The organism is Ectopseudomonas toyotomiensis (assembly GCF_900115695.1).
Lineage (GTDB): Bacteria > Pseudomonadota > Gammaproteobacteria > Pseudomonadales > Pseudomonadaceae > Aquipseudomonas > Aquipseudomonas toyotomiensis.
Genome location: NZ_FOXK01000001.1, coordinates 227,133 through 250,938, shown reverse-complemented (window position 1 = coordinate 250,938; position 23,806 = coordinate 227,133). Strand labels below are relative to the sequence as shown.

Below are 23,806 nucleotides of genomic sequence, written 5' to 3'. Positions count from 1 at the left end.
CCCACCGGGCGATCTTCCGCATTGCGCCGATGGTGGGTTACGGCGCATCGGAATCAGCGGTGTTATCAAGGCTCAAAACAGGCGCTTAACCACCCTACAGATTTGGCGAAGGCGCTCAGGTACGCGATCAGAACCGTAGGGTGGGTTAGCGGCGCTGATCGATGAGCGAGCTGACGGCGCGGTGGTTGTGCGCTGCGTAACCCACCGGGCGATCTTTCGCGGTGCGCCGATGGTGGGTTACGGCGCGTCGGAATCTGCTTTGTTATCAAGGCTCAAAACAGGCGCCTAACCCACCCTACGGAAGCGAGAGCGTCAGTGCTTGCCCGGTATCCCGTACTTGCGCAGGCGCTTGGCGATGGCGGTGTGCGAGGTGCCCAGGCGTGCGGCCAGCTGGCGGCTGGAAGGGTGGCTGTCGTAGAGCTTTTCCAGTAGCGCCTTCTCGTACTCGTCCATGGCCTGTTCCAGGCTGGCGACTTCCCCTTCCACCTTCGGCGCCACTTCGGTGCCGGCGATATCCAGGTCGTCCATCTCTACCCAGTTGCTGTCGCAGATCGCGGCCGCGCGGAAGATCACGTTCTGCAACTGACGCACGTTGCCCGGCCAGCGCCCGGCCAGCAGCGCCGGGAAGGTGGCCGGCGCCAGGCGGCAGGGCAGGCGCTGGATCTGCGCGCAGGCCTGGGCCATGAAGTGCTGGGCAAGCAGCAGGATGTCCTGGCCACGCTCGCGCAGCGGCGGCACTTCCAGGTTGAGCACGTTGAGGCGGTAGAACAGGTCTTCGCGGAAGCTGCCTTCGGCGACCATCTTTTCCAGGTCGCGGTGGGTGGCGCTGAGGATGCGCACATCCACCTTCACTTCGCGGTCGCCACCGACGCGGCGGAAGCTGCCGTCGCTGAGAAAGCGCAGCAGCTTGGCCTGCAGATAGGGCGACATCTCACCGATCTCGTCGAGAAACACCGTGCCCTGGTTGGCCAGCTCCAGTAGCCCTGGCTTGCCGCCACGTTGGGCGCCGGTGAAGGCGCCGGGGGCGTAGCCGAACAGCTCGCTCTCGGCCAGGTTCTCTGGCAGGGCGGCGCAGTTCAATGCGAGGAAAGGCGCAGTGCGACGCACGCTGACGGTGTGACAGGCGCGTGCCACCAGCTCCTTGCCGGTGCCGGTTTCGCCGTGGATCAGCAGCGGCGCATCGAGCGACGCCACCCGCAGCGCGCGGGCCTTGAGCGCACGGATTGGTGCCGACTCGCCAAGCAGAGAATCGAAGCCCTCGGCATGGTCGTGATGCAGCGCAGCCAAACGCTGACCCATGCGGCTCGGGGCATACAGGGTCAGCAGGCCGCCAGTCAGGCGACCGTCCTCAGTGATTGGTTGGGCATCGAGCAGCAGCGGCTGACCGGCGAAATGCACCTCGCGCAGCGGCTGATGAAAACCGGCGGCGAGCAGCGATTGCTGCAACGCGTCATCGGCGAACAGCGCGGCGATGCTCAGGCCTTCGGGCGGGCGGTTGCACATGTCCACCAGCGCCGGGTTGGCCAGCAGCACGGTGGCGCGGTCGTCCACCGCCAGTACCGGATCGGGCATGGCCGCGAGCAGCGCATCGAGCTGCAGGCGGCGACGCTGGCCGGGCAGAATGTCCACCACCTCGACGCTCTGCACACCGTGCACCTGCAGCAACGCGCCGCGCAGCTCCTCGAGCACGGCGGCGCTCAAGGTCGGTGCGTCGATATAGACGTTTGGCGGTACCATCTCCACCGCATCGAGGTTCAGATTACGCCCGCCAAGCAGCGCCAGGACTTCCTGGGTAATGCCGACGCGGTCGATGAAGCTGACGTGGATGCGCATTGATGACGGTCGAAATGGGCGAGCAGGCGGCGATTATGCCTGCTCTGCTCGATATGAGGAAAAGGGCAACACCGTGAGCACAGAAAAACCGAGCCGCGCCGCCTACCACCGCGAGCACCAGGCTCGCGCCGAAGCCGAGGCCCAGCGCCTGCTGGCGCGCAAGGCCGAGCTGCAAGGGCGCTGGCTACCCTGGGTGGCGCAGGAGCTGTACCAGCTCAGCCCGCCGGAATTCGCCAACATGGTGCGGCGCGAGTTACAGCGCCTTTCGTAGCCCGCCACGTTGCAACGCACACCCGTAGGAGCGGCTTCAGCCGCGATGCTGTGAGCGTCCCGGATTGCATCTGAATGATGTACCGGACAAAAGCATCAAGGCGGTTTGGGCAGCGGTAGAAGTTCTAATCGCGGCTGAAGCCGCTCGCACAAGTCTCCCGCATCTGTGGGAGGGGCTTCAGCCGCGACCCTTCGTATCCTGCGCCCTACGCACGCTTGCGCGCACAGCGGCTCATATCCACTTTGCCCACATAAGGATTGCCCCAGCCCATCACGCAGGCTACCTGCTGGTTGCGTTGCTGCTCCCAGACCTTGGGCGGGTAGGCCTTGCTCCAGGCCTCGTAGAGCTGCCGATCCTGTTTCGACAGGCGCAGTTTGTAACGGTCGGACATGTAGAAATAGGTGCGCGCGATCATCCCGCGAATGGCCGGGCGCGGCATCACCTTGCGCGCCTTGAAGTCCACCACCGTCTCGCAACGGCCGTATTGATGCGACTTCTGCGGCAGCCAGGCAAAGCTGTAGTTGCTGCGGTCGCCATTAACCTCGCCAATGCTCGGGACCAGGTTGTGCAGATCGGCTTCGGCCTTGCGGAACTGCGCATCGTTGGCCGCGCAGTTCTTGCGGCCGCCTTTCTGCCAGCACTGACGTTGATGACCGATCACCCAGGCCGGGACGATATGTTCCCACTCGATGCGCTGGGCGCGATTGGCGTTCTTGCGCGGCGTGTAACCACAGGAGCGCAGATCGACCCGATTGCCGCTGTACTTGCAGCCGCAATAGAACTCGGTGGACTGCTGCTCATACAGCGGCCAGGCCAGGCGCTTGGCCTCGGCGAAAGTGGCGGGTGCGGCGTGCAGGGAAAGGGCTGTGAAACAGCAGAGCAGGGGTAGTAGGCGTCGAATCATGGGGCGGCAGAGTAGCCGTCACCGCTGTCGATGGGAAGATAGAAATTTAAGGTTTTTCAAACACTTGCGTGATGGCTAGAAGCCTTTATTGCGGGCTGGTTGGTGCATGGGCTGCTGCTCAGGTCGTCAGCCTGCAAGCAGCACCGACGACCTCTCGCCCTTGCAGTCAGCTGAACCTCGGCAGGCGCTGATCCGAGTCGTTGCCCTCGCTCTGGGCCGGCTGCGGTAGGCCGTCGACCTTGATCACCGGCATCTTCTCGCCCACCAGGCGCAGATCGCGGCGGGGTAGGGCGAAGCGCACATCCAGCTGGCGCAGGGCATCGAGCAACTGCAGGTTGATCTCCTGCTGGATGTCCATGTACTGGTTGTAGTCCGAGGTCAGCACGATATAGACCACCTCGAAGGTCAGCTGGCTTTCATCGAAACCGAGAAAATGCGCGCGGTCGAACCTGGCTTTGGGCGTGGCACGGATGATATCACCGACCTTCTCCGCCACCTGGCGTACCTTGGCGCTCGGGGTGTCGTAGTTGATGCCGAACTTGAAGACGATGCGGCGGGTATTCATGCGTTTGTAGTTGTGCACGACCTGGCGCAGCAGGTCGGCATTGGCACACACCACCTGCTCACCGCTGAGACTGCGGATACGCGTGGTCTTCAGGCCGATATGCTCGATGGTCCCGGCCACCTCGCCGAACACCACAAAATCTCCAATCTCGAAGGGTTTGTCGACGCCAATCGACAGCGAGGCGAACACATCGCTGAGCACCGTCTGCACCGCCAGCGCCACAGCGATACCGCCGACACCCAGGCTGGCCACCAGCGCGGTGATATCCACCCCCAGGTTGGCCAGGATCGACAGCAGCATCACCGACCAGACCACGATCAGGATCATGATGCTGATGATGGTGGTCATGACCGGGTTGTAACTGCCGCCGTTCTTGCCCATCACCAGGCTGCGCGACCACAGGCGCACGCCGGTGTCGACCCACAACGCCACCTGCAAGGCCAGGGCGACGAACCAGGTATGGCTAAGGGCGCTGTGCCAGCTGCCGGGCAGCTCCGGCAGACGCAGCGCCAGCAACAGGGAAAAGGCCAGCAGCAGCACGCGGCTGGTACGGCCGATGACCATGGCGACGAAGTGCGGCCAACTGCCGTCCTGGTCCTTCGACCAGGCCTTGAGCCGCTTGTGCAGGGTGTTCACCAGGGTACGCAGCACGCTGTAGATCAGCGCCGTGGCGACCACCACGATCGCCACGTTGAGCCAGAGATCACGCTCGAGCCAGATATTCCACTGTTCCATCGCCGGGGCCTCCAGAAAAAGACGTATAGGGTTCTGGTGGCGTTGAGGGGCAGAAGTTCCGGTTGGATCAGTGCTTCGGCGAGGAGGCAGCGCGGGTTTGAGGCAGCTACTGCCTGATAAATACAGCGATAAACCAGAAACCTCGAGCGTCGTGCAAAGGCATCGATGCAGTCGCCCGAACGGCTGGCCGTCACCCGCGCTACGTCTTCAGGCTACCCGCACCTTGAAGAAGCTCACCTTGTCGGTCAGGCGGTTCGCCAGGGTTGCCAGCTCCTGGCTGGAGGCTGCCACCTGCTCCGAGCCGGCGGAGGTTTCCAGGGTCGCGTTGTGAATGCGGCTTATGTTCTGGTTGACCTCCTCGGCGACCGCGCTCTGCTGTTCCGAGGCGCTGGCGATCTGCGTGTTCATGTCATTGATCGCGGTCACTTCATCACTGATCTTGCTCAGCGCCTGCTCGGCCAGCACGGTCTGCTCGACGGTCTTCTGCGCCAACTCGCGGCTCTCGAGCATCACCTCTGCAGCCTTCCCGGCACCCTCCTGGAGCTTGGCGATCATGCCGCGAATTTCACGGGTCGAGTCCTGCGTGCGGGTCGCCAGGGACCGCACCTCGTCTGCCACCACGGCAAAGCCACGGCCGTGCTCGCCGGCGCGGGCAGCCTCGATGGCCGCATTGAGCGCCAGCAGATTGGTCTGTTCGGCGATGGAGGTGATCACCTCGATGATCTTTTCGATGCTCTCGCTGTCGGTGGAAACCTGCTGCACGCTTTGCGTCGCGCTCTCAAGGGTGCGCGCCAGGGTCTGGATGGCGGTTGCCGTCTCGTTCACCACGCGGTTGCCAATGGTCACCTCACAGCCGGCATTACGTGTGGCGGCCGCTGCGCTGGCAGCATAGTTGGCCACCTCGCTGACCGTGGCGGCCATCTGGTTGATCGCCGTGGCCATTTGCTCGGCCTCGCTCGATTGCAGACGAATCTGCTGGTTGTTGCTGTCGGATGTGGCCATCAACTGATCCGACGAATGAGTCAGCTCCGTTGCCGCACTGCGTACCTGCGCGATGGTGTCGCTCAGGTGGCGCACCATGTTCTGCAGATCCGCCATCACGCTATTCGGATACTGCGTCTCGATCTGCTGATCGAGCTCACCCTTGGCCAATTGCTGGATCACCTGCGCGACCCGGTGCGGCTCAGCGCCCAGTGTCGATTTCAACTTGTTGATGATTACCAGGCTGATGCCCACGCTCAGCAGCAAGGCGGCGCCCGTCACCAGCAAAATCAGCAAACGGAAGCCACCGGCCACCTCGCGCACCTCGCCCAGATCCTGGCTGATCACCTCTTCCTGATGATCAATAAAGGCATTGATGTGCTTGAGCCACTCGCTGTAAGCCGGAGAGGCCTGCTCCATCAAAAGCGGCAGCGCCGCCTCATTGCCGGTGCGGCGAAGGCTGATCAACTGCTCGGTCAGCGCTAGCGTGCTGCGCTCGATGGTCTTGATGTTCTCCAGCAGGCGCTGCTCCGCTGCCGTGGACGCCTGCTTCGCCAGCAGCGCTTCCATGGCCTGCGCCGATTCCTGATAGAAGCGATCAAGACGCTGGATCTCGCTCAGGTGCCCGGTCAACGCCGCGCCATCGCCATCCAGTACCGCATCGCGAATGGCGATGGCGCGATCATGCACGCTACCGCGAAAGTTGATCGCGTAGCGCTGCTTCAGGGCGGCGCCATCGCTGACGGCGGTCAGCGTCTCATCGATGAAACCGACGCGCTGCACACCGATGAGCGTGATCAGAATCATCAGCGACAGCACCAGGCCAAAGCCCAGGCTCAGACGCTGAGCAATACTCATGGGGGAATTCATGCGGTTACTCCTCAAGATGCAGACGACGCCGCGCGGCTTGCGCGATTCACACACTTGGCCTGCTGCAGCCTTGTACGTGGTTTTCTGTTTGTATAGCTATTAGGGCTTTTCAATGGGCAAGCTTGATGAAGCTAATTGATGGCACTTTGCTGCTCTGGATCGGGTGTCTTGGCTGGATGTGGCTTAATCTCTGGGCCTGGCGAGGGGCATGCTGGGCGATGAATGGTGTGCCTGCGGGGGCTGGGCGTCGCAAAGGAATGTGGGAGTCTTGTACAAGATGGTCGCTGCGCACTCGGTTATCGTCCGAGGGGAGCAATCACAGCCCTGCGGCTGGGTGATCAGAGTCTTATAGGCATCAGAAACGAAAAAGCCCCGTCAGTGATGACGGGGCTCTTGCTTGGCGGTCTGGAGCGGGTGATGGGAATCGAACCCACGGCTCTAGCTTGGGAAGCTAGGGTATTACCATTATACGACACCCGCAGCGGGTGCCTTTATACCGGAATCAACGGCGGAAATGAAGGGCGAACCGGGGCTTGTCGTGCAGCCGGTTCGCCTCTGGACCGGTTCATATGGCCATGGCCTGCAGTTCCTGCAGCTCGCCGCGCGTCGGCAGTTGCAGGCGTTTGCTGGGGGCGTTGAAGAAGTCCAGCAGCACGCGTTGGGTCTGCAGCCAGGCGGCCTTGTGTTCCATATCGAGGAAGTGGCCGGCGTCGTTGATCACGGCGAACTGGGCGTGGTCGATGTGCTGGGCGAACAGGCAGGCGTCTTCCACCGAGGTGTATTCGTCGCGGTCGCCGTTGACGAATATCAGCGGGATGTCGATGGCTTGCAGGCATTCCTTGCCGTAGTGCGCTTCCATGTTCAGTACCTGCTTGATGTGCGCGTACATTTGCCGGTACTCGTGCTCGTCGAGGGTGCTGACATGTTTGTGGTTAAAGCGCTTGAACAGCGACGGCAGGTGTTTGCCGATGGTGCTGTTGACCAGCAGGGCGACGTTGTCGCGGTCTACCGAGCCAAGGAAGCGCAGGCCCTTGTGCAGGTAGTCGAGCATCGGCACGTTGAGGATCGGCGAGAAGGAGCAGATCGCGGCCTTTTCCAGCGTCGCCGGGCGTTGGGCCAGGGCGAGCAGGGAGGCGACGCCGCCCCAGGAGAAGGACATCAGGTAGTTGGCACCGTAGTGGTCGATCAGCTTGAGCAGGATCGCCGCTTCGTCTTCCTTGGTGATGGGCGTGAAGTCGCTGTTGTGTGGTTTCGACTGGCCGGCATAGGGCAGGTCGAAGGCCACCACATTGAACTGCGGCTGCAGGTACTTGACCGTTTGCGTGAACGAGGCGGTGGTCGCCAGAGAGCCATTGACCAGGATGATGGTCTTGCTTGCTGCCGGGTTGCCGTAGAACTCCGTGTGAACCTTGTGCTTCCTGTTGATCTCGACGACTGCGGTTTCTGGCCTCATGTCGTTTCCTCCTGGCGCAAGTGTGTCAAGGCGAGCGGGCGGCCGTTCGCATTTGATTGAGCAGTCAGAAAAGCGCCTGAGCGTGACAGCATGATGTCAGGCTGGAGATTTTTATAAGTATCGGAATTTCAAGCAGTTAGGATCGAAACAGGCGAGCGCTCCGGACCTTTTCAAGGCCTTGGAGAGGGCGGTGTTACCAGGCAGGAATCCAGTCGGCGCAAAGCGCCAGCAACTGAAAGAACGTATAGCTGTCTTGTAGTGACCGGTTGGTCATCTCAAGACTTATGGTTCGATTCAAGCAGTTACCTTGCAGCCACGCAAGGGTGAGTCACATCTTTGTAGCCGATTGGCGCTGCCGTTGGTCGGGTAGTCAGATTTCGGCGCAGGATGGCGATCAAACGCTGGCGATTTCGGCATCCGTCAGTGCGCGGTATTGGCCGGGGGCGAGCTGTGGGTCGAGGATGATTTCGCCCATGCTTTCGCGGTGCAGGGTGATGACGCGATTGCGGAAATGGCCGAACATGCGCTTGACCTGGTGGTAACGACCTTCGAACAGGGTCAGCCGGGCTTCGTGGCTGCTCAGTACCTCGAGCTGGGCGGGCAGGGTGGTGAGGTCTTCGAAGGCGAAGTACAGGCCTTGAGCGAAGACCTCGGCGTACTCGGCGGTGATCGGCTGTTCGGTGGTGACGTGGTAGACCTTGGGCTTGCGCTGCTGCGGCTGGGTGATGCGCCGCGACCAGCGCCCGTCGTTGGTGATCAGCAGCAGGCCGCTGGTGTTCAGGTCGAGGCGGCCGGCCAAGTGCAGGTCGTGCTTGTCCGGCTGGTCGAGCAGATCGAGGACGGTGCGGTGTTCGTCGTGCTCGGTGGCGCTGACCACGCCGACCGGTTTGTGCAGCATCCAGTAGCGCGCGCTGCGTCCGGCTTGCAGCAGTTCGTCGTCCAGCTCGATGCGCTGGAAGTCGCGCACCTCATGGCGCGGGTCGTGGACGATCGCGCCGTCTACACGCAGGCGGCCGGCGCTGATCAGCAGGCGGCTGTCCTGGCGGCTGAAGCGGGGGAAGTTGCTGAGAAAACGATCCAGGCGCATGGCTCAATCGCCCTCGCGGGGCTCAGTGGCTTTCAGCGCACCCGCGCAGGCCGAGCACAGGCAGGCCTGGTTGCGTTGCTCGGGCGTCAGGCGCTGCAGCGCAGCCGGGTCGATCTGCGCGTCGAAGCACCAGCAGGGTTCGTCACGCCCGGCGGCGGCGCTGCACTGGTTGCTCTTGCCGCATAGCGGGCAGTGTTGGGTGTCCATCAGAGATCGAGGCAGACGCGGTCGCGCCCAGCTTGCTTGGCACGGTACAGAGCGCGGTCGGTGCGGCCAAGCAGGTCGTGCAGTGCTTCGCCCGGCCGCCACTGGCTGAGGCCGAGGCTGACGGTGACCTGCAGTGCTTCACCGCCAACCGGGTAACGTTGTTCGGCGCAGTGCTGACGCAGTTTTTCTGCCAGCTCGTGGGCCGCGTGGCGGTCGGTATTCTTCAGCAGCAGGATGAATTCCTCACCGCCCCAGCGACAGAGAATGTCGGACTGGCGCAGCGCCGCGCGCAGTCGTTCGGCGAATCGGCGCAGCACCTCGTCGCCGGCCAGGTGGCCATGCTGGTCGTTGATCAGCTTGAAGTTGTCCAGGTCCAGCATCACTGCAGACAACGGGCTGCTGTCGCGCTGCGCTTCCTGCAGGGCCTGCTCCACATGGAGTTCGAAGCCGCGGCGATTGGGCAGGTTGGTGAGGCTGTCGGTGATGGCCAGGGCGGCGATTCGCTGCTGGTAGCGACGTATCACAAGGCTGACCAGGGTCAGCACGATGATGGTGACCAGCAGGCAGATCAGCAGGTTGAGATAGAGACTGTGGCGAACGGCGGCCAGTGCGCCTTCTTCGTGCTTGTCGACGAACAGGAACCACTCCAGCTCGGGAATGTAACGCACATTGAGGAAGTGGCCGCGCTGGTGCTCGTCATAGCGGTAGTCGCCGCTCCTGGGCTGCGGCAGCACCGCCAGAAGGTTTTCCAGGCCAGGCACTTCGCTCAAAGGCTGACCGCGATGAGCGCCCATGGGGCCCCCTCCGGCTCCGGTCAGCACCAGATGGCCGTTGCGATCGGTGAAGAAAATGTTGCGGTCGTAGCGCCGCTGGTAGTCGTCCACCAGCTTGACCACGGCATCCACGGTCAGGCCGACTCCAGCCACGCCGATAAAGCGTTCCTGATAGTCGAATACCTTGAAGTTGATGAAGAAGGTCAACCGGTCGTCATTGGCCATGTCCGGGTCGACGCTGATCTCGTAGGGTTCCTTCATGTTGCGCACGCGGAAGTACCAGGCGTCGCGTGGCTCATTTTCGTTCACCTGCTTGAGCACGCCCTTGGCCTGATAGTAGGTACGGGTTTGCTCGGAGATGAAGAAGGCGGTGAAGGTGCCGTAGTGATCCTGAATTTCCCGCAGGTAGCGGGTGACGGGTTCCGGGTTCTGCTCGCCGGCCAGCGCCCAGTCGCGCAGGAAGGTGTCACGCGACATCATCGAGGCGATCTGCGTCGGGCGGATCAGATCCTTCTGGATCTCGGAATAGATGGTGTCCGAGGTCAGCGGTAGTTCGGTATCGACGATGTTCTGGCGAATGCTGTCGCGCGAAGCGTAGTAACTCAGCAGCGAGGTGGTGAGAAAGCCGCTGCCAAGCAGGAACAGGAGCAGTAACACCAACGAGGTTTGCGTGTGCCGTTTGGGGCGCAGGGACATGGGTGAATCCGGCGGCGGGCTTTCGGCGCCATGCTAGCGTGCCGAATGGGGATCGCGCTAGTTGTGATCACAGTTGCTGCGGTATCGGTTGCGAATGTCTGAGAGGGTACCCGGATTGCATCCGGGCTACGGGTTGTAGGAGCGGCTTCAGCCGCGATCGGAGTTGCCGCTATTGCGATGGGGCACGCTGTCGCGGCTGAAGCCCCTCCCACAGGGAGGTCGATGGACCCGGGGAGTGTTGTGAAAATGCGACCAGCACTTCTTTGGCACGGAATCGGCTTTTGTGTGGATCGCGGCTGAAGCCGCTCCTACGATGGAGTTGCAGGGGGCGGCTGAAGCGCAATGCCGCCCAGCCGCTCCTACGTGATCACGCCTGAAGCGCCTCCCACAAGGGCTGGTCAGGTACTGTGGGAGGCGCTTCAGCGGCGAGCGCTTCAGGCCTCTTCCAGCACCACCACGCGCTGCCCGGCGCGTACCGGCGAGCCCGGTTGCACACGCACCTCGCGCACCGTGCCGGCCATTGGGGCGGTGAGCGGGATTTCCATCTTCATCGACTCGAGGATCACCAGCACGTCACCAGCCTGCACCTGCGCGCCGGCTTCCACCTGCACCTGCCAGAGGTTGCCGGCGATATGGCTGTCGATGCCGTGTTGGCCGGCTGCCAGCGGGGCGTCATCGCCGAGTTCGGCGGCCACTTCCTCGACTTCGAAATGCGCCTGGCCGCTGTCGATCCAGCGCTGGCGTTCGGCATCGAAGGCCGCTCGCTGCTGCTGGCGGAAGGCGTCGATGCCCTCTGCCTCGGCATCGAGAAACTGCTGGTAGTCGGCCAGGGCCAGTTCGCTATGCTCGATGCGCAGCGGGTAGCGGCCCAGCGGGAAGTCGCGGCGGATGCGCAGTAGCTCGTCGGCACTCACCGGGTAGAAGCGGATCTGGTCGAAGAAGCGCAGCAGCCAGGGCTTGCCGTCGAAGGCTTCGACCGCGCGGTAGCGGTTCCACATCTGCAGGGTGCGGCCGACGAACTGGTAGCCGCCGGGGCCTTCCATACCGTACACGCACATGTAGGCGCCGCCGATGCCGACGGAGTTCTCTGCCGTCCACGTGCGCGCCGGGTTGTACTTGGTGGTGACCAGGCGATGGCGCGGGTCGAGCGGGGTGGCCACCGGTGCGCCGAGGTAGACGTCACCCAGGCCCATGACCAGGTAGCTGGCGTCGAACACGGTGCGGTAGACCTCGTCGAGGTTCGGCAGGTCGTTGATGCGGCGGATGAACTCCAGGTTGCTCGGGCACCAGGGCGCGTCTTTGCGCACGGTGGTCATGTACTTGTCGATGGCCAGCTGGCAGGCGGGGTCGTCCCAAGACAGCGGCAGATGGACGATACGCGACGGCACTTTCAAGTCGCGTGCGGCGCAGACGGCGTCCCACTCGCCGGCGACGATATCGAGCAGCGTCTGCAGTGCCAGGGTTTCCGGCTGGTAGTGCACTTGCAGCGAGCGGATGCCGGGCGTGAGGTCGATCACGCCGTCCAGTTGTTTGGCCTCCAGCGCCTGCATCAGCGCATGGCCACGGAAGCGCAGCACCAGGTCGAGTTCCGGCGCACCGATTTCCAGCAGCAGGTGGGTGTCACCGGAAAGGCGCGCGACCAGGCGGGTGTCGCCTTCGCCGATGTCGAGGACGACGGGGGAAGCCAACACCGAACGGCTCCCTCTCCCATTCATGGGAGAGGGCTGGGGAGAGGGGCTTTGGGTGTTTTCAAGAACCCTCTCCCCCGGCCCCTCGGCTTGAGCGTCCTGCGTCGCCCTACCTCCTGCATCCATGCAGTCGTCTCCCGCCTGCGGGAGAGGGGAGACAAGCGCTAGTTCAGCGTATTCACGTGCATTGCTTTGCGCCAACTCCCGCGCGGTGGCGATATCCACCGGCACGAAGCGCACCTTGTCACCGGCCTTGAGCTGGCCGAGCTGCCACAGGTCGGCTTCGATGATGGTCACCAGGCAGACGAAGCCGCCGAGGCTCGGGCCGTCCGGGCCGAGGATCACCGGCATGTCGCCGGTAAAGTCCACCGCGCCGATGGCGTAGGGGTTGTCGTGGATGTTGGACGGGTGCAGGCCGGCTTCGCCGCCGCTGTCGCGCGCCCATTCCGGTTTCGGGCCTATCAGGCGTACGCCGGTACGGCTGGAGTTGAAGTGCACTTCCCAGTCGGTGGCGAGGAAGCTGTCGACATAGCCGGGCGTGAAGTATTCCGGCGAGCCGTGCGGGCCGTAGATCACCCGCAGTTCGCGCACGGCCGGCAGGGCGGGGCAGAGTTCGGCGGGTAATTGCGCGCCGGCCTCGCGGTTGGCGAGCGGCAGCAGGTGCAGTACATCGCCGGCACGCAGGGCACGGCCGCCATGGCCGCCGAACTGGCCGAGAGTGAAGGTGCTCTTGCTGCCCAGGTAGTCCGGCACCTGAATGCCGCCGCGAATGCTCAGGTAGCTACGTGCGCCGGACCCGGCAATGGTGCCGAGGGCCAGGGTGCTGCCGGCCTGGATCAACAGGGTGGTGTTCATCGGCTGTTCTACGCCATCGATGCTCAGCGGTATCTCGGCGCCGGTGACGGCGACCACTGCGTCGGTGTTGAAGTGCAGTGTGGGGCCGCTCATGGTGATTTCCAGGCCGGCGGCACCTTCGTCGTTACCGAGTAGGCGGTTGCCCAGGCGCAGGGCTCGGTTGTCCATCGGCCCGGACGGCGGCACGCCGACGGCCCAGTAACCGAGGCGACCGGGGAAGTCCTGCACGCTGGTCTGTGTGCCGGCGCTGAGCACCTCGAAGGTGCTGGCCTGGTAGACCAGATTCTCCAGGCAGCGCGTCCAGGGATGGCCGCTGGCGAAAGGTGCATCGCTGAGGATCTGGCGCAGGTAGTCGCGGTTGCATTCCACGCCGTACAGCACCGAGTCGGCCAGGGCCTTGTCCAGCGCTTTGGAGGCTTCATCTCGGCTTGGCGCCCAGGTGATCAGCTTGGCGATCATCGGGTCGAAGTAAGGCGGGATCTCGCAGCCGGCTTCGACCCAGGTATCGATGCGCAGCGTCTTGCCGCCGGCTTCGGGAAATCGCACGGCGGTGAGCAGGCCGGGGCTGGGCTGGAAGTCGCGGCCCGGGTCTTCGGCATACAGGCGCGCTTGGATGGCGTGGCCGGATGGCTTGAGGGCTTTGGCCAGTTCGCCGAGCGGCGGCAGATCGCCGGCGGCGAGCTCGATCATCCAGCGCACCAGGTCGACGCCCCACACCTGTTCGGTGACGCCGTGTTCGACCTGCAGGCGGGTGTTCACTTCCAGAAAATAGAAGCGCTCGGCCTCGCTGTCGTAAACGAATTCGACGGTGCCGGCACTGCGGTAGCTGACCGCCTTGGCCAGCTTGATGGCCGCCGCGCACAGCTCGTCGGCCATGCCGGCCGGCAGGTTCGGCGCCGGGGTTTCTTCCAGCACCTTCTGGTTGCGCCGCTGCACCGAGCAGTCGCGCACGCCGAGGGCGAGCACTTCGCCCTGGCCGTCGCCGAACACCTGCACCTCCAGGTGGCGGGCGCGCTGGATGTATTTCTCGATAAATACGCCGCTGTCGCTGAAGTTGTTCTGGCCCAGGCGCTTGACCGCCTCGAAGGCGTCGCTTAGCTCGGCGGCCGAACGGCAGGCGCGCATGCCGATGCCACCACCGCCGGCAGTGCTTTTCAGCATCACCGGGTAGCCGACGGCTTCGCCTGCGACCAGCGCGGCGTCGAGGTTTTCCAGCAGTTCGGTGCCTTCGAGCATCGGCACGCCATGTTGTTTGGCCAGGGCGCGGGCGGTGTGCTTGAGACCGAATACGCGCAGTTGCTCCGGCGTCGGGCCGACGAAGGCGATGCCGGCGGCTTCGCAGGCTTCGGCGAAGGCGGCATTTTCGGAGAGAAAGCCGTAGCCAGGGTGGATGGCCTGGGCGCCGCTGGCCTTGGCAGCGGCAAGAACCTTCTCGATCACCAGATAGGTCTGCGCGGCCGGGCCGTCGCCGAGGGAGAAGGCTTCAGTGGCCTGCTGGATATGCAGGCTGGCGGCGTCGGCTTCGGAGTACACGGCGACGCCACCGACCTTCAGTTCACGCAGGGTGCGCAGGATGCGGCAGGCGATGGCGCCACGGTTGGCGATCAGCAGTTTCTCAAACATCAGGGTGACCCTCGAAGGTCATGGCGGGCCGTCCCGCCGTCATTCGTCATGTGCCACGGTCGTCCGTGGTCGAAATTCCGTAGCCCGAATGCAATCCGGGATTCTGCTTTTCAGCTCCCTCGCCCCTCTGGGGAGAGGGGAGGCAATCAATCCCACACCAGCACTTCGGCCGGGGTCGGGTTCCAGCCGTTGCAGGGGTTGTTCAGTTGCGGGCAGTTGGAGATCAGCACGATCACATCGGTCTCGGCGCGCAGCTCGACGTACTTGCCCGGCGCGGAGATACCGTCCTCGAAGGTCAGGCCGCCCTCTGGCGTTACGGGGACGTTCATGAAGAAGTTGATGTTGGCGCCGATATCGCGCTTGCTCAGGCGGCCGTCGTGCAGGCTGGCGCGCAGGAAGTTGTCGCGGCAGCTGTGCATGTAGCGCTTGTCCAGCGCATAGCGCACGGTGTTGCTCTCCTGCGCGCAGGCGCCGCCGAGGGTGTCGTGGCGGCCGCAGGTGTCGGCGACGATGGTCAGCAGCGGTTTGCCGAGGTTGGAGTAGAGCACCGTTCCGGTGGTCAGGTAGACGTTGTTCTGCTTGCGCAGGGTGCGCTGCGGATCGAAGCGTTCGCGCGGGTTTTTCGCGGCGAAGAACAGGGTGTCGATCGCCTGGTTGCCTTCCAGGTCGTGCAGGCGCAGGGTCTGCCCGGCCTTAACCTCGAACAGGTAGGGTTCGCCCGCCGGGATGGTGTGGCGGAAGACAGCGGTTTCGGGATGCAGGTTGCTTGCGGTCAGGCTCATGTCGGCATCCTCAGATGTACTGGCGTTCGGTGTTGTGGAAGCCCCGGCCGTTCTCCGGGCGCGAGGTGCGGCAGAGCACGGTGATGCCGTCGCTGTCGACCTTGCTCCAGGTCAGTTGCACTGGCTTGGGTGCGTACTGCGGGTTGGGGTCCATCGGGTGCTGCAGGGCGGTGAGCACCACCAGGCAGTCCATTGGTGCGTACAGCTCGATGTAGTCGCCGGCTTTGCTGTTATTGGGTTGGAAGTGGAAGGCGCCTTCGGCGTCGACGTCCACGCGGCTGAACAGGTTGAGGTTCATCAGCAGATCCAGCAGGTTCAGGTCCCACTTGCCCATTTCCACCAGCAGGTTGTCCATGCCGTTGCGGAAGAAGCCATTGCGCAGTTCCTGGTAGCGGCCCTGGCCGTATTTCTCCAGCACTTCGTCGGCGTTCAGCACGCCGCCAAAGCTGTCGTGCCAGCCACAGGTATCGGCCGTGATCGCCGCCAGCACCTTGCCCATGTCCGAGTACAGGCAGTGGCCGGCGGTGAGCTTGGCGGTGTGTTGGCATTTCAAAGTATCGGGAAGGTTCAGGCGCTCGCTTTTTTCGGCGGCGTTGAACAGCAGCAGGCTGACGTTGGCGCCGCCTTCTATATCGGTGATGCGTAGCAGCTGGCCACGTTTGAGGATGAAGGAGGTATGGCCGCCACCGGGGACAGTTTCCTCATAGAGAGTGGGACGGAGAGTGAGGGCAGTGTTCATGAGTACCTCGGGATCAAAGCCTGGTCGTCAGGCGCCGGCAGGGGCGCCTGATCATCGTTGCGAGGGAGTGGGGGAGTACGCTTCAGAGCTTGCCGTCGACAGCCATCTGTATGTAGCTCGGGTCGAAACGCAGCTTGATGTTGGCGCTGTCGCCGGTAGTCACGTCGCCCGCGAAGGTCATGCCGATGGCGTCGGCGCTGCGCGCGCCTTCACCGAGGATGCCGTGCTCGAAGCTGAAGTTGGCGACCTTGGTCATGGTCTCCGGCAGGGCCGGGCTGGTGACGAAGTCCAGGGTTTCCTTCGGCGTGTAGAACAGCTTGGTGGTCGCCAGTTGCGCCTGGTAGCCGGCCAGGTCGGTGCCGGAGGCCTTGGCCATTTCGGTCAGGGCTTCGGTGGCTTCGGGCGTGCCGGATTGCATCAGTTCGAGAATCTCGAACCAGGCGCCGACCAGGGCTTTGCCGAAGTCCGGGTTGTCCTTCAGGGTCTGGGTGTTGACCACCATCATGTCGAGGATTTCACCAGGGATCTTCGAGGAGTCGAATACCTGGGTGCTGCCGGGCTGGGCGATGATCTCGGCGAGCATCGGGTTCCAGGTGGCGGCAGCCTGCACGCTGGGGGTGGTATAGGCGGCGATGATGTCGGCGTCGGAGGTGTTCACCACCGTCACGTCACGCTCGCTCATGCCTGCCGACTCCAGCGCTCGGGCGAGGAAGTAGTGGGAGACCGACAGCTCCACCAGGTTGACCTGCATGCCTTTGATGTCGGCCAGGGTCTTGCCCTCGCCCTTGATCAGCAGGCCGTCGTTGCCATTGGAGTAATCACCAACGATCAGCGCGGTGCTGTCCACACCACCGGCGGCAGGGATGGTCAGGGCGTCCATGTTGGTCATGGTGCAGCCGTCGAACTGACCAACGCTGTACTGGTTGATCGATTCGACATAGTCGTTGAGCTGCACGACATCGATGTCGATGCCGTATTTCTTCGCCCATTTGTCGATGATGCCGGAGGTGCTGGCATGGCCCCAGGGCATCCAGCCGGCGTAGAGCGTCCAGCAGACGCTGAAGCTGTCTTTCTTCTCGGCATGAGCGCTAAAGCTGAGCACCGCGGCCAGACCGGCAGCGGCGAAGGAGAGCAGACGGTACTTGCGCATTTGGAACCTCCAGTCTTGTTGAGTACGGGCAGGAGTCGCGGCACGTTTCGAATCGTTCGAAAGGCGCGTTCTCCCGGGCTTTTATCCCGCCGTGTAACCTCACTGGAGGTCGATGACTCTCGGACCAGCACTTGCCAGGCAAGTCGGAACCCTAGTCATCCATTTCGCAAATTGTGGTGCCGCGATTCCGGGAAAAACCCGGTTAGAACCTGCACGTCCAAGCTTTAGCGAATAGCGTGCCAGCTCGCCGAGGCCCGTGGCTGGGCGCTTGGGTGATGCTGCTTGCAGTTTGCGTGCTGCCTGATGGGGCCTGAGCGGCGTTCATTGCACCGTTCGGGGGCAATTTGGCTCGTGGCATCGCGCCTTGGCGGCATCGGGCGGTGGCATGGAAATCGCTATCGACCCTGTTGCAGGGGCGGCCTTGCTGCCGCCCTCGGGACGACCCGACCCGCTGCTCGTCTGGACGACCAGGTAACTCACTTGTTCAAGGGAGATTGCCATGGCGCATACCCATTTCACGTCCATTCCTCTGATCGACGTTTCCGGTCTGTATGCCGACGACCCTACCCAGCGTCAGCGCGTCGCCGATGAGCTCGGCCGAGCTGCCCGCGAGGTGGGCTTTCTGCAGATCACCGGGCATGGCATTTCGCGTGATCTGCGCGACGGCTTGATCGACCAGGCGCGCCGCTTCTTCGCCCGCCCGCTGGAGGAGAAAATGCGTTTCTATATCGGCCAGTCGAGTAACCACAGCGGCTACGTGCCGGAGGGCGAGGAGCAGTTCGTTGGTGGCAGCAAGGACCTGAAAGAGGCCTACGACGTCAATTACGACTACACCGAAGCGGCCCAGGTCTATCCGCTGCTGGGGCCAACGCAGTGGCCAGACTCGGCGGACTTCAAGCGCGAGGTGAGTGCCTACTATCGGGCAGCGCTGGCACTGGGCGACACGCTGTTTCGTGGCTTCGCCCTGGCGCTGGGGCTGGCCGAAGACACCTTCGCCGGCATCACCCGGCAGCCCACCAGCCAGCTGCGCATGATTCATTACCCGCTCGATCCCGATCCGGTGGCCGACCGGCCAGGCATTGGCGCGCACACCGACTACGAGTGTTTCACCATCCTCTTGCCTACCGCCGAAGGCTTGCAAGTGCTCAACGGCGACGGGCAGTGGATCGACGTGCCGCTGGTGGAGGACGCCTTCGTGATCAATATCGGCGACATGCTCGAGGTGCTCAGCAACGGCCATTTCATCGCCACCTCGCACCGTGTGCGCAAGGTCAGCGAGGAGCGTTTCGCCTTCCCGTTGTTCTGCGCCTGCGACTACCCGACGCGCATCGCCCCAATTGCCGGCCTGCCGGCGCGCGGTGAGCGTGTGTACGAGCCGGTGAACTGTGGCGATCATCTGTTCGCCCAGACCGCGCAGACCTTCCGCTATCTGCGCGAGCGGCTGGAGGATGGTTCGCTGCAATTGCCCGATGGTGCAGCGGGTTTGTCCAGCTTTGGTCAAGGCCGCCGGGAGGTGACGGCATGAACTTGCTGGAATTGGCTGAACGTTACCCGCAGCGCGCCGAGGGCGGCGTGCCGGACTGGATGCTCGGGCACTTTCGTCGCCGCACCATCAGCTTCGCCGATGGCCGCAGCGACGAGCGTACCCAGGTGCATTGGCTGCAAAGCCGCACCTTCACCATCGACCTGCGCCTGCCGGATGCGCCCGCGTTGCCGGTAAGGGCATGGCAGGACTACGACGCCGCCGAGTTGCGCCAGCTTGCCAACCATGAAGGCTGGGTGGCCGATAGTGTTTGGGAGAACGGCTACTTGAGCTGGCACGGTGGCGTGTCCCTGCAACTGCATAACCGCTGGCCGGAGCCGGCGCAGTTGCAGCGCATCGGCAATTGCATGATCGAGTTCGGCACCACTGGCGCCTATGTCGAGGACTGGCGTTTGCAGGCCAGCGGCGGGCCATTGATCGGCCTGCGTCTGCTGGAGGAGTGCGATGCCGAAACCGGCCAGGTGCTGCAGCGCAGCGGTGGCCTGATTCTCTGCGGCGACCGGCTTGGCTGGGTGCATGGCCGGGGAGCAGAGCCTGGCGAGTCAGCGTTGCAACTGCGTGAGCGCGCCGAACTGGCGCAGGGTGATGGTGAGACTTTGGCCGCGCTGTTCGACTGCGAGACCTCGCTGGCTTGCGCCGATCAGCAGGGGTGTTACCAGGTGGCGTTGTCCACCATGCCGGCACGGGTGGGGCAGATGGTTTCGCTGGAGGGCTTCGAACTACCGGGAGCAGGGCGCGTCTGTCAGCACCTGCAACGCCCGGACGGCCGTGCGGTGGTGCGGACGTTCATCATCGATACGTTGGAGCCGGATTGGCGCCCGGAACTCGCCACGCCGACTACCGGCGAGGCGCAGCGCTGGTTTGCCGCGGAGAGCGAAACGCTGTCGCGCTATCTCGAGGTGTTGAGCTAGTGGAGGCTGCGCCTCCCTGGCCGGAGGCGCAGTTGGTGCGCGCGGCGCACCCTACGGGTTACCACGCGACTTGCGCTGCGTAGGGTGCGCCGTGCGCACCGAAATTGCCGCTCAATCAGCGGCTGGCAATACGCTCGGCCAGCTCGCTGGGCAATTGCACCTGCGCCCGGCGTGCCGCGTTGAGCGGGATGTCATAGGTGATCCGCGCGCCGTAGGCGTTGGGCGCCTGCGGGTCGTGGCGCACCTTGTCGAACACCAGCAGGCGGGTGCCGAGGCTGAAGCCTTCGGACAGGTCGTGGGTGACCATGAACACGGTCAGGCGGGTCTCCTGCCACAGCTCCAGCAGCAGCGCGTGCATGTCCTTGCGGATGCCGGGGTCGAGGGCGCCGAACGGCTCGTCGAGCAGCAGCATGCGCGGTTGCATCACCAGCGCCTGGGCGATGGCCAGGCGTTGCTGCATGCCACCCGAAAGCGCGCTGGGGTACTTGTTCAGGGCATGGCCGAGGCCGACCTTGGTGAGGATTTCCGCAGCGCGTTCGCGGGCTTCGCGCTTGGCCGCGCCGAACAGTCGACCCAGCAGCTTCGACTTCGGCAGTTCCAGGCCCAGGGCGACGTTGTCCAGCACGCTCAGATGGGGGAATACCGAGTAGCGCTGGAACACCACGCCACGGCTCGGATCGGGCTCGTTGGGCAGCGCCTGGCCGCCCAGCAGCAGCTCGCCACGGCTCGGACGTTCCTGGCCGAGCAGCATGCGCAGAAAGGTCGATTTGCCACAGCCGGAGGCGCCGACCAGGGTGCAGAACTCACCCTCGTCGACCTTGAGGTTGAGGCGTTCGAGCACCACCAGGTCGCCGTATTCCTGCCACAGGTTGCGCGCTTCGATAAAGGCAGTTTTCCCTGTGCTTGCGGGGGCCGTACTGGAGTCGCTCATGGCAGGTTCACTTAGCGGGACGATATGTTGGCTGAACAGGGTCATGCCTTGCCTCCTTCATGCCATGGGAAGCACAGGCGCAGCACCTGGCGCAGGCCCAGATCCATCAGCCAGGCCAGCAGGGTGATCCATACGACGTAGGGCAGGATCACGTCCATGGCCATGTAGCGACGTACCAGGAAGATGCGGTAACCGAGGCCGTCGGTCGACGCGATGGCCTCGGCGGCGATCAGAAACAGCCAGGCCGAACCGAGCATCAGGCGCAGCGAGATCAGCAGGCGTGGCATCAGTTGCGGCAGCACCAGGCGCAGGATCAGCGTCCAGGAGTTGGCGCCCAGGGTCTGCGCCTTGATCAGCAGCTCGCCGGGAATCTCGCGGGCACGCTGTTCGATGTCACGAGCGATGCAGGGGGTGATGCCGATGACGATCAGCATCACCTTGGACAGCTCACCCAGGCCGAAGACGATGAACAGGATCGGCAGGATGGCCAGCGGCGGAATCATCGACAGCACCGTGAGCAGCGGCGACAGCGGTGCGCCGAACAGCGGCACGCTACCGGCGGCGATGCCCAGCACCAGCCCCAGCAGCGCGGCGATGCCAAGTCCCAGCCCCAGGCGTTGCAGGCTGGAGGCGGTGTCCTGCCAGAACAGGTACTGGCCGCTGCGTTTGTCCTCGGTCAATGCCAGGCGGTCGATGGCATCGACCATCTGGCTGGCGCTGGGCAGCAGCTTGTCGTTGGGGTTCTCGGCCAGGCGACTGGTCGAGGCGCTGAAATAGACGAACAGCAGCAGGGCGAAGGGCAGCAGGATCAGCAGTAGGCGGCTGCTGCGATCCGGGTGGCGGTTGATCAGGCGCATGGATAGTCCTCGTCGGGCCTGGAACGAAATGCGTGCGCAGCTAGCAAGCGCAAGAGCGCGCTGGTTTCGGGCCTTTGGGGGTGACGGCTGGTTGCCGCTGATGCAAGTGGGGCGTACCCATGATGAACCTCCAGTTTGACAGGGGCGGGCAGGAGTTCGCGGCGGTTCCCCACGGATGGGGCGCGTTCTCCCGGGCTTTTGTCCCGCCGTGTAACCTCGCTGGAGGTCGCTAGCTCTCGGACCAGTCGCTCGCCTGTGGCGAGCCGGAACCCTAGCCGGCTATTGGCAAATTGTGGTGCCGCGATCCCGGCGAGCCGGGTTGTTCCTGCACGCAGGGTCCGTAGCGAACATCGTGCCAGCTAGTCGAGGCGCCTAGCTGGCGGGTTTCGTCGTCGCTCATCGCGGTGAGTGCGCGTTATTGGTGCGGATCGTGGTGCGCCTGCTGTGCGATGGGGCGTTACAGCGCCTCATCGGCGGCCAGTTCCATATAGCGATGGTTGAAGCGCAGCAGAATGCGCTGCGGGTTGCCCAGCGTCTTCTCGCCACTGAATTCGATACCCAGATTGGTCAGACCCATGCCGCTCTTGCCCAGCAGGCCGTGAGCATCGGCAAAGTGCGCGACCCGTTGCATGAGGTCCGGCAGCTTGCCGGTGCGCGCGAAGTTCAGCGCGCTGCGCGGCGAATAGAACGAGCGCAGGGTGCCCAACTGGGCGTCGAAGTCTTCCGCGGTGGTGTCGGCGGCGGCTGCCATTCTGGCTCGGGCTTCACGACCGGCCGGGGTGGGCAGGCCGAGCAGACGCTGGGTCTCGAACCAGGCGCCGGTCAGCGCGCGGCCGAATTCCGGGTGCTGGGCAAGGGTCTGGCTGCTGACCACGGTGAGGTCGAGGATTTCACCGGGAATCAGATTGGAGCTGAACACCTGGCTGACCTCGGCCTTGCGCCGAATCTCGGAGAGGATCGGGTTCCAGGTGATCACCGCGTCGCCCTTGCCGGCGAGGAAGGCATCAGCGATTTCGGTATCGGAGACGTTGATGATGGTCACGTCGCTTTCATCGAGCAGGGCCCACTCCAGTGCGCGGCTGAGCAGGTAGTGCGAGACCGAGTTCTCCACCAGCAGCACGCTCTTGCCTTTCAGGTCCTGGATTCTCTGGCCGCTGCCACGCAGCAGCAGGGCGTCGGCGCCATTGGAAAAGTCGCCGATGATCAGCGCGGTGCTGTCCTTGCCGGCAGCGGCGGGAATGGTCAGGGCGTCCATGTTGGTCATGCTGCAGGCGTCGAACTGGCCGGCACTGTAGCGCTCGATGGAAGCGACATAATCCGGCACTTCCTGCACCTGAATGTCAATGCCGTACTTGTCCGCCCACTTCTTCACGATGCCCTGTTCGGCGGCGTAGCCCCAGGGCATCCAGCCGGCGAATATCGACCAGCACAGCTTGAAGGTTTTGGGCGCGGCCTGGGCTGTCGGAGCGCCAAGCAGGCAGGCACAGAGCAGGACGGTGAGCAGGGAGCGAATGGACATGGAAACCTCGGGTCATGGACGAAAGCGGGAAAGCCGGCAGCCTGGCTGCGCGTTCTCCCGGGCTTTTGTCCCGCCGTGTAACCCCGCGGCTTCCCGCCGCTGCATGAGGTCGCCCACTCTCGGACCAGCCACTCGCCGTTTGACGAGCCGGAACCCTAGTCGGCCATTACGATTCGCTACCACTGACGATCCTGTGCATGGACCGGCTTTCCGCGACGCTGGGCAAGCGAATGCCATGCCAGCGACAGGGCAATTGTCCTGTGCTCTTGTGGTTTTGCGCCGTCGGTCACAGCCGACGAAGTGAATCGCACCTGTTGCGGGCGGCGCTGTCTGATGCCTCAGGGATCACCATCCCGGAGGCCGACATCGGTCGGCGTCGTCCCAGCGGTCACAGGAGGCCGCCATGCCCTACAAGATGCTGTTTTCCGCCTTGCTCTTGATGCTTTCCGGTTGCGCCGTTTATGGCGATGGCTACGACCGTGGTTATCACCACGGCCATGGCTATCGTTACTACGACAGCCACCGACGCGACTACTACCCGCCGCCACGCTACTACTACGAGGAGCGTCGGCATAACTACTATCCGGCTCCTCCGCGCTACGTACCGGCGCCGCCGCCGCGTCATCACTACGGTCACGATCGCCGGTATCGCGACGGCTACAAGCACCAGCCGCCGCGACATGACTATCGCCGTGACCAGCGTCGTCAGGAGCATCGCAGTGGACAGATTCAGCGCGGCTGGGAGGCAGGCCGCAACACGCAGCATCGTTTCTCCAACGGGCGCAGCAATAACGAACAACGCCGTAGCGGCGAGCGCCGCTGGTAAGCCTCCC

19 protein-coding genes, 1 tRNA gene and 3 riboswitches are annotated in these 23,806 nt (G+C 63.8%); of the genes, 4 read left to right on the top strand and 16 right to left on the bottom strand.

Features of this window, described 5'->3' with window-relative positions; all coding sequences use genetic code 11:
• Positions 1–312: 312 nt before the first annotated feature.
• Entirely contained in the window at positions 313–1,833 is a 1,521-nt protein-coding gene (locus BM186_RS01265) for a sigma-54-dependent transcriptional regulator (RefSeq protein ID WP_074913160.1), read from the bottom strand.
• A 73-nt stretch (positions 1,834–1,906) separates the two neighbouring features.
• Here BM186_RS01265 and BM186_RS01260 point away from each other — a divergent pair, with 73 nt between their 5' ends.
• The gene (locus BM186_RS01260) at positions 1,907–2,104 is read left to right on the top strand and encodes a hypothetical protein (RefSeq protein ID WP_074913158.1); all 198 of its coding nucleotides are present in this window, start codon (positions 1,907–1,909) and stop codon (positions 2,102–2,104) included.
• Positions 2,105–2,309: 205 nt separating this feature from the next.
• On the opposite strand, the gene BM186_RS01255 is transcribed toward BM186_RS01260, so the two are convergent.
• From BM186_RS01255 to BM186_RS01200, 12 genes are all read right to left on the bottom strand, one after another.
• On the bottom strand, positions 2,310–3,008 hold the full coding sequence (locus tag BM186_RS01255) for an endonuclease (RefSeq protein WP_074913156.1): 699 nt from the start codon (positions 3,006–3,008) through the stop codon (positions 2,310–2,312).
• A gap of 166 nt (positions 3,009–3,174) precedes the next feature.
• A complete protein-coding gene (locus BM186_RS01250; protein WP_074913154.1) occupies positions 3,175–4,308 on the bottom strand; it encodes a mechanosensitive ion channel family protein in 1,134 nt (377 codons plus the stop codon).
• Between the two features lie 207 nt (positions 4,309–4,515).
• Positions 4,516–6,159, bottom strand: a complete 1,644-nt coding sequence (locus BM186_RS01245) for a methyl-accepting chemotaxis protein (protein ID WP_074913152.1) — start codon at positions 6,157–6,159, stop codon at positions 4,516–4,518.
• A gap of 406 nt (positions 6,160–6,565) precedes the next feature.
• Positions 6,566–6,639 (bottom strand) — tRNA-Gly (locus BM186_RS01240).
• Between the two features lie 85 nt (positions 6,640–6,724).
• Positions 6,725–7,612, bottom strand: coding sequence for an alpha/beta fold hydrolase (locus BM186_RS01235; protein ID WP_074913150.1), 888 nt, complete (start codon positions 7,610–7,612; stop codon positions 6,725–6,727).
• 394 nt (positions 7,613–8,006) lie between these two features.
• A complete protein-coding gene (locus BM186_RS01230; RefSeq protein ID WP_074913149.1) occupies positions 8,007–8,699 on the bottom strand; it encodes a pseudouridine synthase in 693 nt (230 codons plus the stop codon).
• A gap of 3 nt (positions 8,700–8,702) precedes the next feature.
• Complete coding sequence (locus BM186_RS01225; protein ID WP_074913147.1) at positions 8,703–8,906, bottom strand: cysteine-rich CWC family protein; 204 nt, start codon at positions 8,904–8,906, stop codon at positions 8,703–8,705.
• The gene (locus BM186_RS01220) at positions 8,906–10,375 is read right to left on the bottom strand and encodes a sensor domain-containing diguanylate cyclase (protein ID WP_074913145.1); all 1,470 of its coding nucleotides are present in this window, start codon (positions 10,373–10,375) and stop codon (positions 8,906–8,908) included. The genes BM186_RS01225 and BM186_RS01220 overlap by 1 nt, the downstream gene beginning before the upstream one ends.
• A 434-nt stretch (positions 10,376–10,809) precedes the next feature.
• Positions 10,810–14,541 carry a 5-oxoprolinase/urea amidolyase family protein gene (locus BM186_RS01215; protein ID WP_074913143.1) on the bottom strand — a complete coding sequence of 1,244 codons (3,732 nt, stop codon included), beginning with the start codon at positions 14,539–14,541 and terminating at the stop codon, positions 10,810–10,812.
• 146 nt (positions 14,542–14,687) lie between these two features.
• Positions 14,688–15,323, bottom strand: a complete 636-nt coding sequence (locus BM186_RS01210) for an urea amidolyase associated protein UAAP2 (RefSeq protein ID WP_072422706.1) — start codon at positions 15,321–15,323, stop codon at positions 14,688–14,690.
• A gap of 10 nt (positions 15,324–15,333) precedes the next feature.
• Positions 15,334–16,062: an urea amidolyase associated protein UAAP1 gene (locus BM186_RS01205; RefSeq protein ID WP_072422705.1), complete on the bottom strand. Its 729-nt coding sequence runs from the start codon at positions 16,060–16,062 to the stop codon at positions 15,334–15,336.
• A gap of 82 nt (positions 16,063–16,144) precedes the next feature.
• Complete coding sequence (locus BM186_RS01200) at positions 16,145–17,212, bottom strand: putative urea ABC transporter substrate-binding protein (protein WP_074913140.1); 1,068 nt, start codon at positions 17,210–17,212, stop codon at positions 16,145–16,147.
• A gap of 68 nt (positions 17,213–17,280) precedes the next feature.
• A riboswitch (guanidine-I (ykkC/yxkD leader) is annotated at positions 17,281–17,378 on the bottom strand.
• 333 nt (positions 17,379–17,711) lie between these two features.
• Here BM186_RS01200 and BM186_RS01195 point away from each other — a divergent pair.
• Together BM186_RS01195 and BM186_RS01190 are read left to right on the top strand one after the other, a co-directional pair.
• Entirely contained in the window at positions 17,712–18,737 is a 1,026-nt protein-coding gene (locus tag BM186_RS01195; RefSeq protein ID WP_074913138.1) for an isopenicillin N synthase family dioxygenase, read from the top strand.
• Complete coding sequence (locus BM186_RS01190; RefSeq protein ID WP_074913136.1) at positions 18,734–19,666, top strand: hypothetical protein; 933 nt, start codon at positions 18,734–18,736, stop codon at positions 19,664–19,666. The genes BM186_RS01195 and BM186_RS01190 overlap by 4 nt, the downstream gene beginning before the upstream one ends.
• Positions 19,667–19,781: 115 nt before the next feature.
• Here the strand turns inward: BM186_RS01190 and BM186_RS01185 are convergent, their stop codons facing one another.
• The 3 genes from BM186_RS01185 to BM186_RS01175 all read right to left on the bottom strand — a co-directional run bounded on the left by BM186_RS01185 (position 19,782) and on the right by BM186_RS01175 (position 22,973).
• Positions 19,782–20,597: an ABC transporter ATP-binding protein gene (locus BM186_RS01185; RefSeq protein WP_074913515.1), complete on the bottom strand. Its 816-nt coding sequence runs from the start codon at positions 20,595–20,597 to the stop codon at positions 19,782–19,784.
• A 41-nt stretch (positions 20,598–20,638) separates the two neighbouring features.
• On the bottom strand, positions 20,639–21,454 hold the full coding sequence (locus BM186_RS01180) for an ABC transporter permease (protein ID WP_074913134.1): 816 nt from the start codon (positions 21,452–21,454) through the stop codon (positions 20,639–20,641).
• A 185-nt stretch (positions 21,455–21,639) separates the two neighbouring features.
• Positions 21,640–21,740, bottom strand: a riboswitch (guanidine-I (ykkC/yxkD leader).
• A gap of 171 nt (positions 21,741–21,911) precedes the next feature.
• Complete coding sequence (locus BM186_RS01175; RefSeq protein ID WP_074913132.1) at positions 21,912–22,973, bottom strand: putative urea ABC transporter substrate-binding protein; 1,062 nt, start codon at positions 22,971–22,973, stop codon at positions 21,912–21,914.
• 52 nt (positions 22,974–23,025) lie between these two features.
• Positions 23,026–23,143, bottom strand: a riboswitch (guanidine-I (ykkC/yxkD leader).
• 233 nt (positions 23,144–23,376) lie between these two features.
• On the opposite strand from BM186_RS01175, the gene BM186_RS01170 reads away from it, so the two are divergent.
• On the top strand, positions 23,377–23,799 hold the full coding sequence (locus BM186_RS01170; protein WP_074913130.1) for a hypothetical protein: 423 nt from the start codon (positions 23,377–23,379) through the stop codon (positions 23,797–23,799).
• Positions 23,800–23,806: the final 7 nt, after the last annotated feature.

Excerpts from the sequence above, each read along its gene's own strand:
- BM186_RS01250 (WP_074913154.1), bottom strand. The coding sequence starts at position 4,308 with ATGGAACAGTGGAATATCTGGCTCGAGCGTGATCTCTGGCTCAACGTG.
- BM186_RS01220 (WP_074913145.1), bottom strand. The coding sequence starts at position 10,375 with ATGTCCCTGCGCCCCAAACGGCACACGCAAACCTCGTTGGTGTTACTG.
- BM186_RS01195 (WP_074913138.1), top strand. The coding sequence starts at position 17,712 with ATGGCGCATACCCATTTCACGTCCATTCCTCTGATCGACGTTTCCGGT.
- BM186_RS01235 (WP_074913150.1), bottom strand. The coding sequence starts at position 7,612 with ATGAGGCCAGAAACCGCAGTCGTCGAGATCAACAGGAAGCACAAGGTT.
- BM186_RS01230 (WP_074913149.1), bottom strand. The coding sequence starts at position 8,699 with ATGCGCCTGGATCGTTTTCTCAGCAACTTCCCCCGCTTCAGCCGCCAG.
- BM186_RS01255 (WP_074913156.1), bottom strand. The coding sequence starts at position 3,008 with ATGATTCGACGCCTACTACCCCTGCTCTGCTGTTTCACAGCCCTTTCC.
- BM186_RS01175 (WP_074913132.1), bottom strand. The coding sequence starts at position 22,973 with ATGTCCATTCGCTCCCTGCTCACCGTCCTGCTCTGTGCCTGCCTGCTT.
- BM186_RS01245 (WP_074913152.1), bottom strand. The coding sequence starts at position 6,159 with ATGAATTCCCCCATGAGTATTGCTCAGCGTCTGAGCCTGGGCTTTGGC.
- BM186_RS01200 (WP_074913140.1), bottom strand. The coding sequence starts at position 17,212 with ATGCGCAAGTACCGTCTGCTCTCCTTCGCCGCTGCCGGTCTGGCCGCG.
- BM186_RS01210 (WP_072422706.1), bottom strand. The coding sequence starts at position 15,323 with ATGAGCCTGACCGCAAGCAACCTGCATCCCGAAACCGCTGTCTTCCGC.
- BM186_RS01170 (WP_074913130.1), top strand. The coding sequence starts at position 23,377 with ATGCCCTACAAGATGCTGTTTTCCGCCTTGCTCTTGATGCTTTCCGGT.
- BM186_RS01185 (WP_074913515.1), bottom strand. The coding sequence starts at position 20,597 with ATGAGCGACTCCAGTACGGCCCCCGCAAGCACAGGGAAAACTGCCTTT.
- BM186_RS01225 (WP_074913147.1), bottom strand. The coding sequence starts at position 8,906 with ATGGACACCCAACACTGCCCGCTATGCGGCAAGAGCAACCAGTGCAGC.
- BM186_RS01265 (WP_074913160.1), bottom strand. The coding sequence starts at position 1,833 with ATGCGCATCCACGTCAGCTTCATCGACCGCGTCGGCATTACCCAGGAA.
- BM186_RS01180 (WP_074913134.1), bottom strand. The coding sequence starts at position 21,454 with ATGCGCCTGATCAACCGCCACCCGGATCGCAGCAGCCGCCTACTGCTG.
- BM186_RS01190 (WP_074913136.1), top strand. The coding sequence starts at position 18,734 with ATGAACTTGCTGGAATTGGCTGAACGTTACCCGCAGCGCGCCGAGGGC.
- BM186_RS01205 (WP_072422705.1), bottom strand. The coding sequence starts at position 16,062 with ATGAACACTGCCCTCACTCTCCGTCCCACTCTCTATGAGGAAACTGTC.
- BM186_RS01215 (WP_074913143.1), bottom strand. The coding sequence starts at position 14,541 with ATGTTTGAGAAACTGCTGATCGCCAACCGTGGCGCCATCGCCTGCCGC.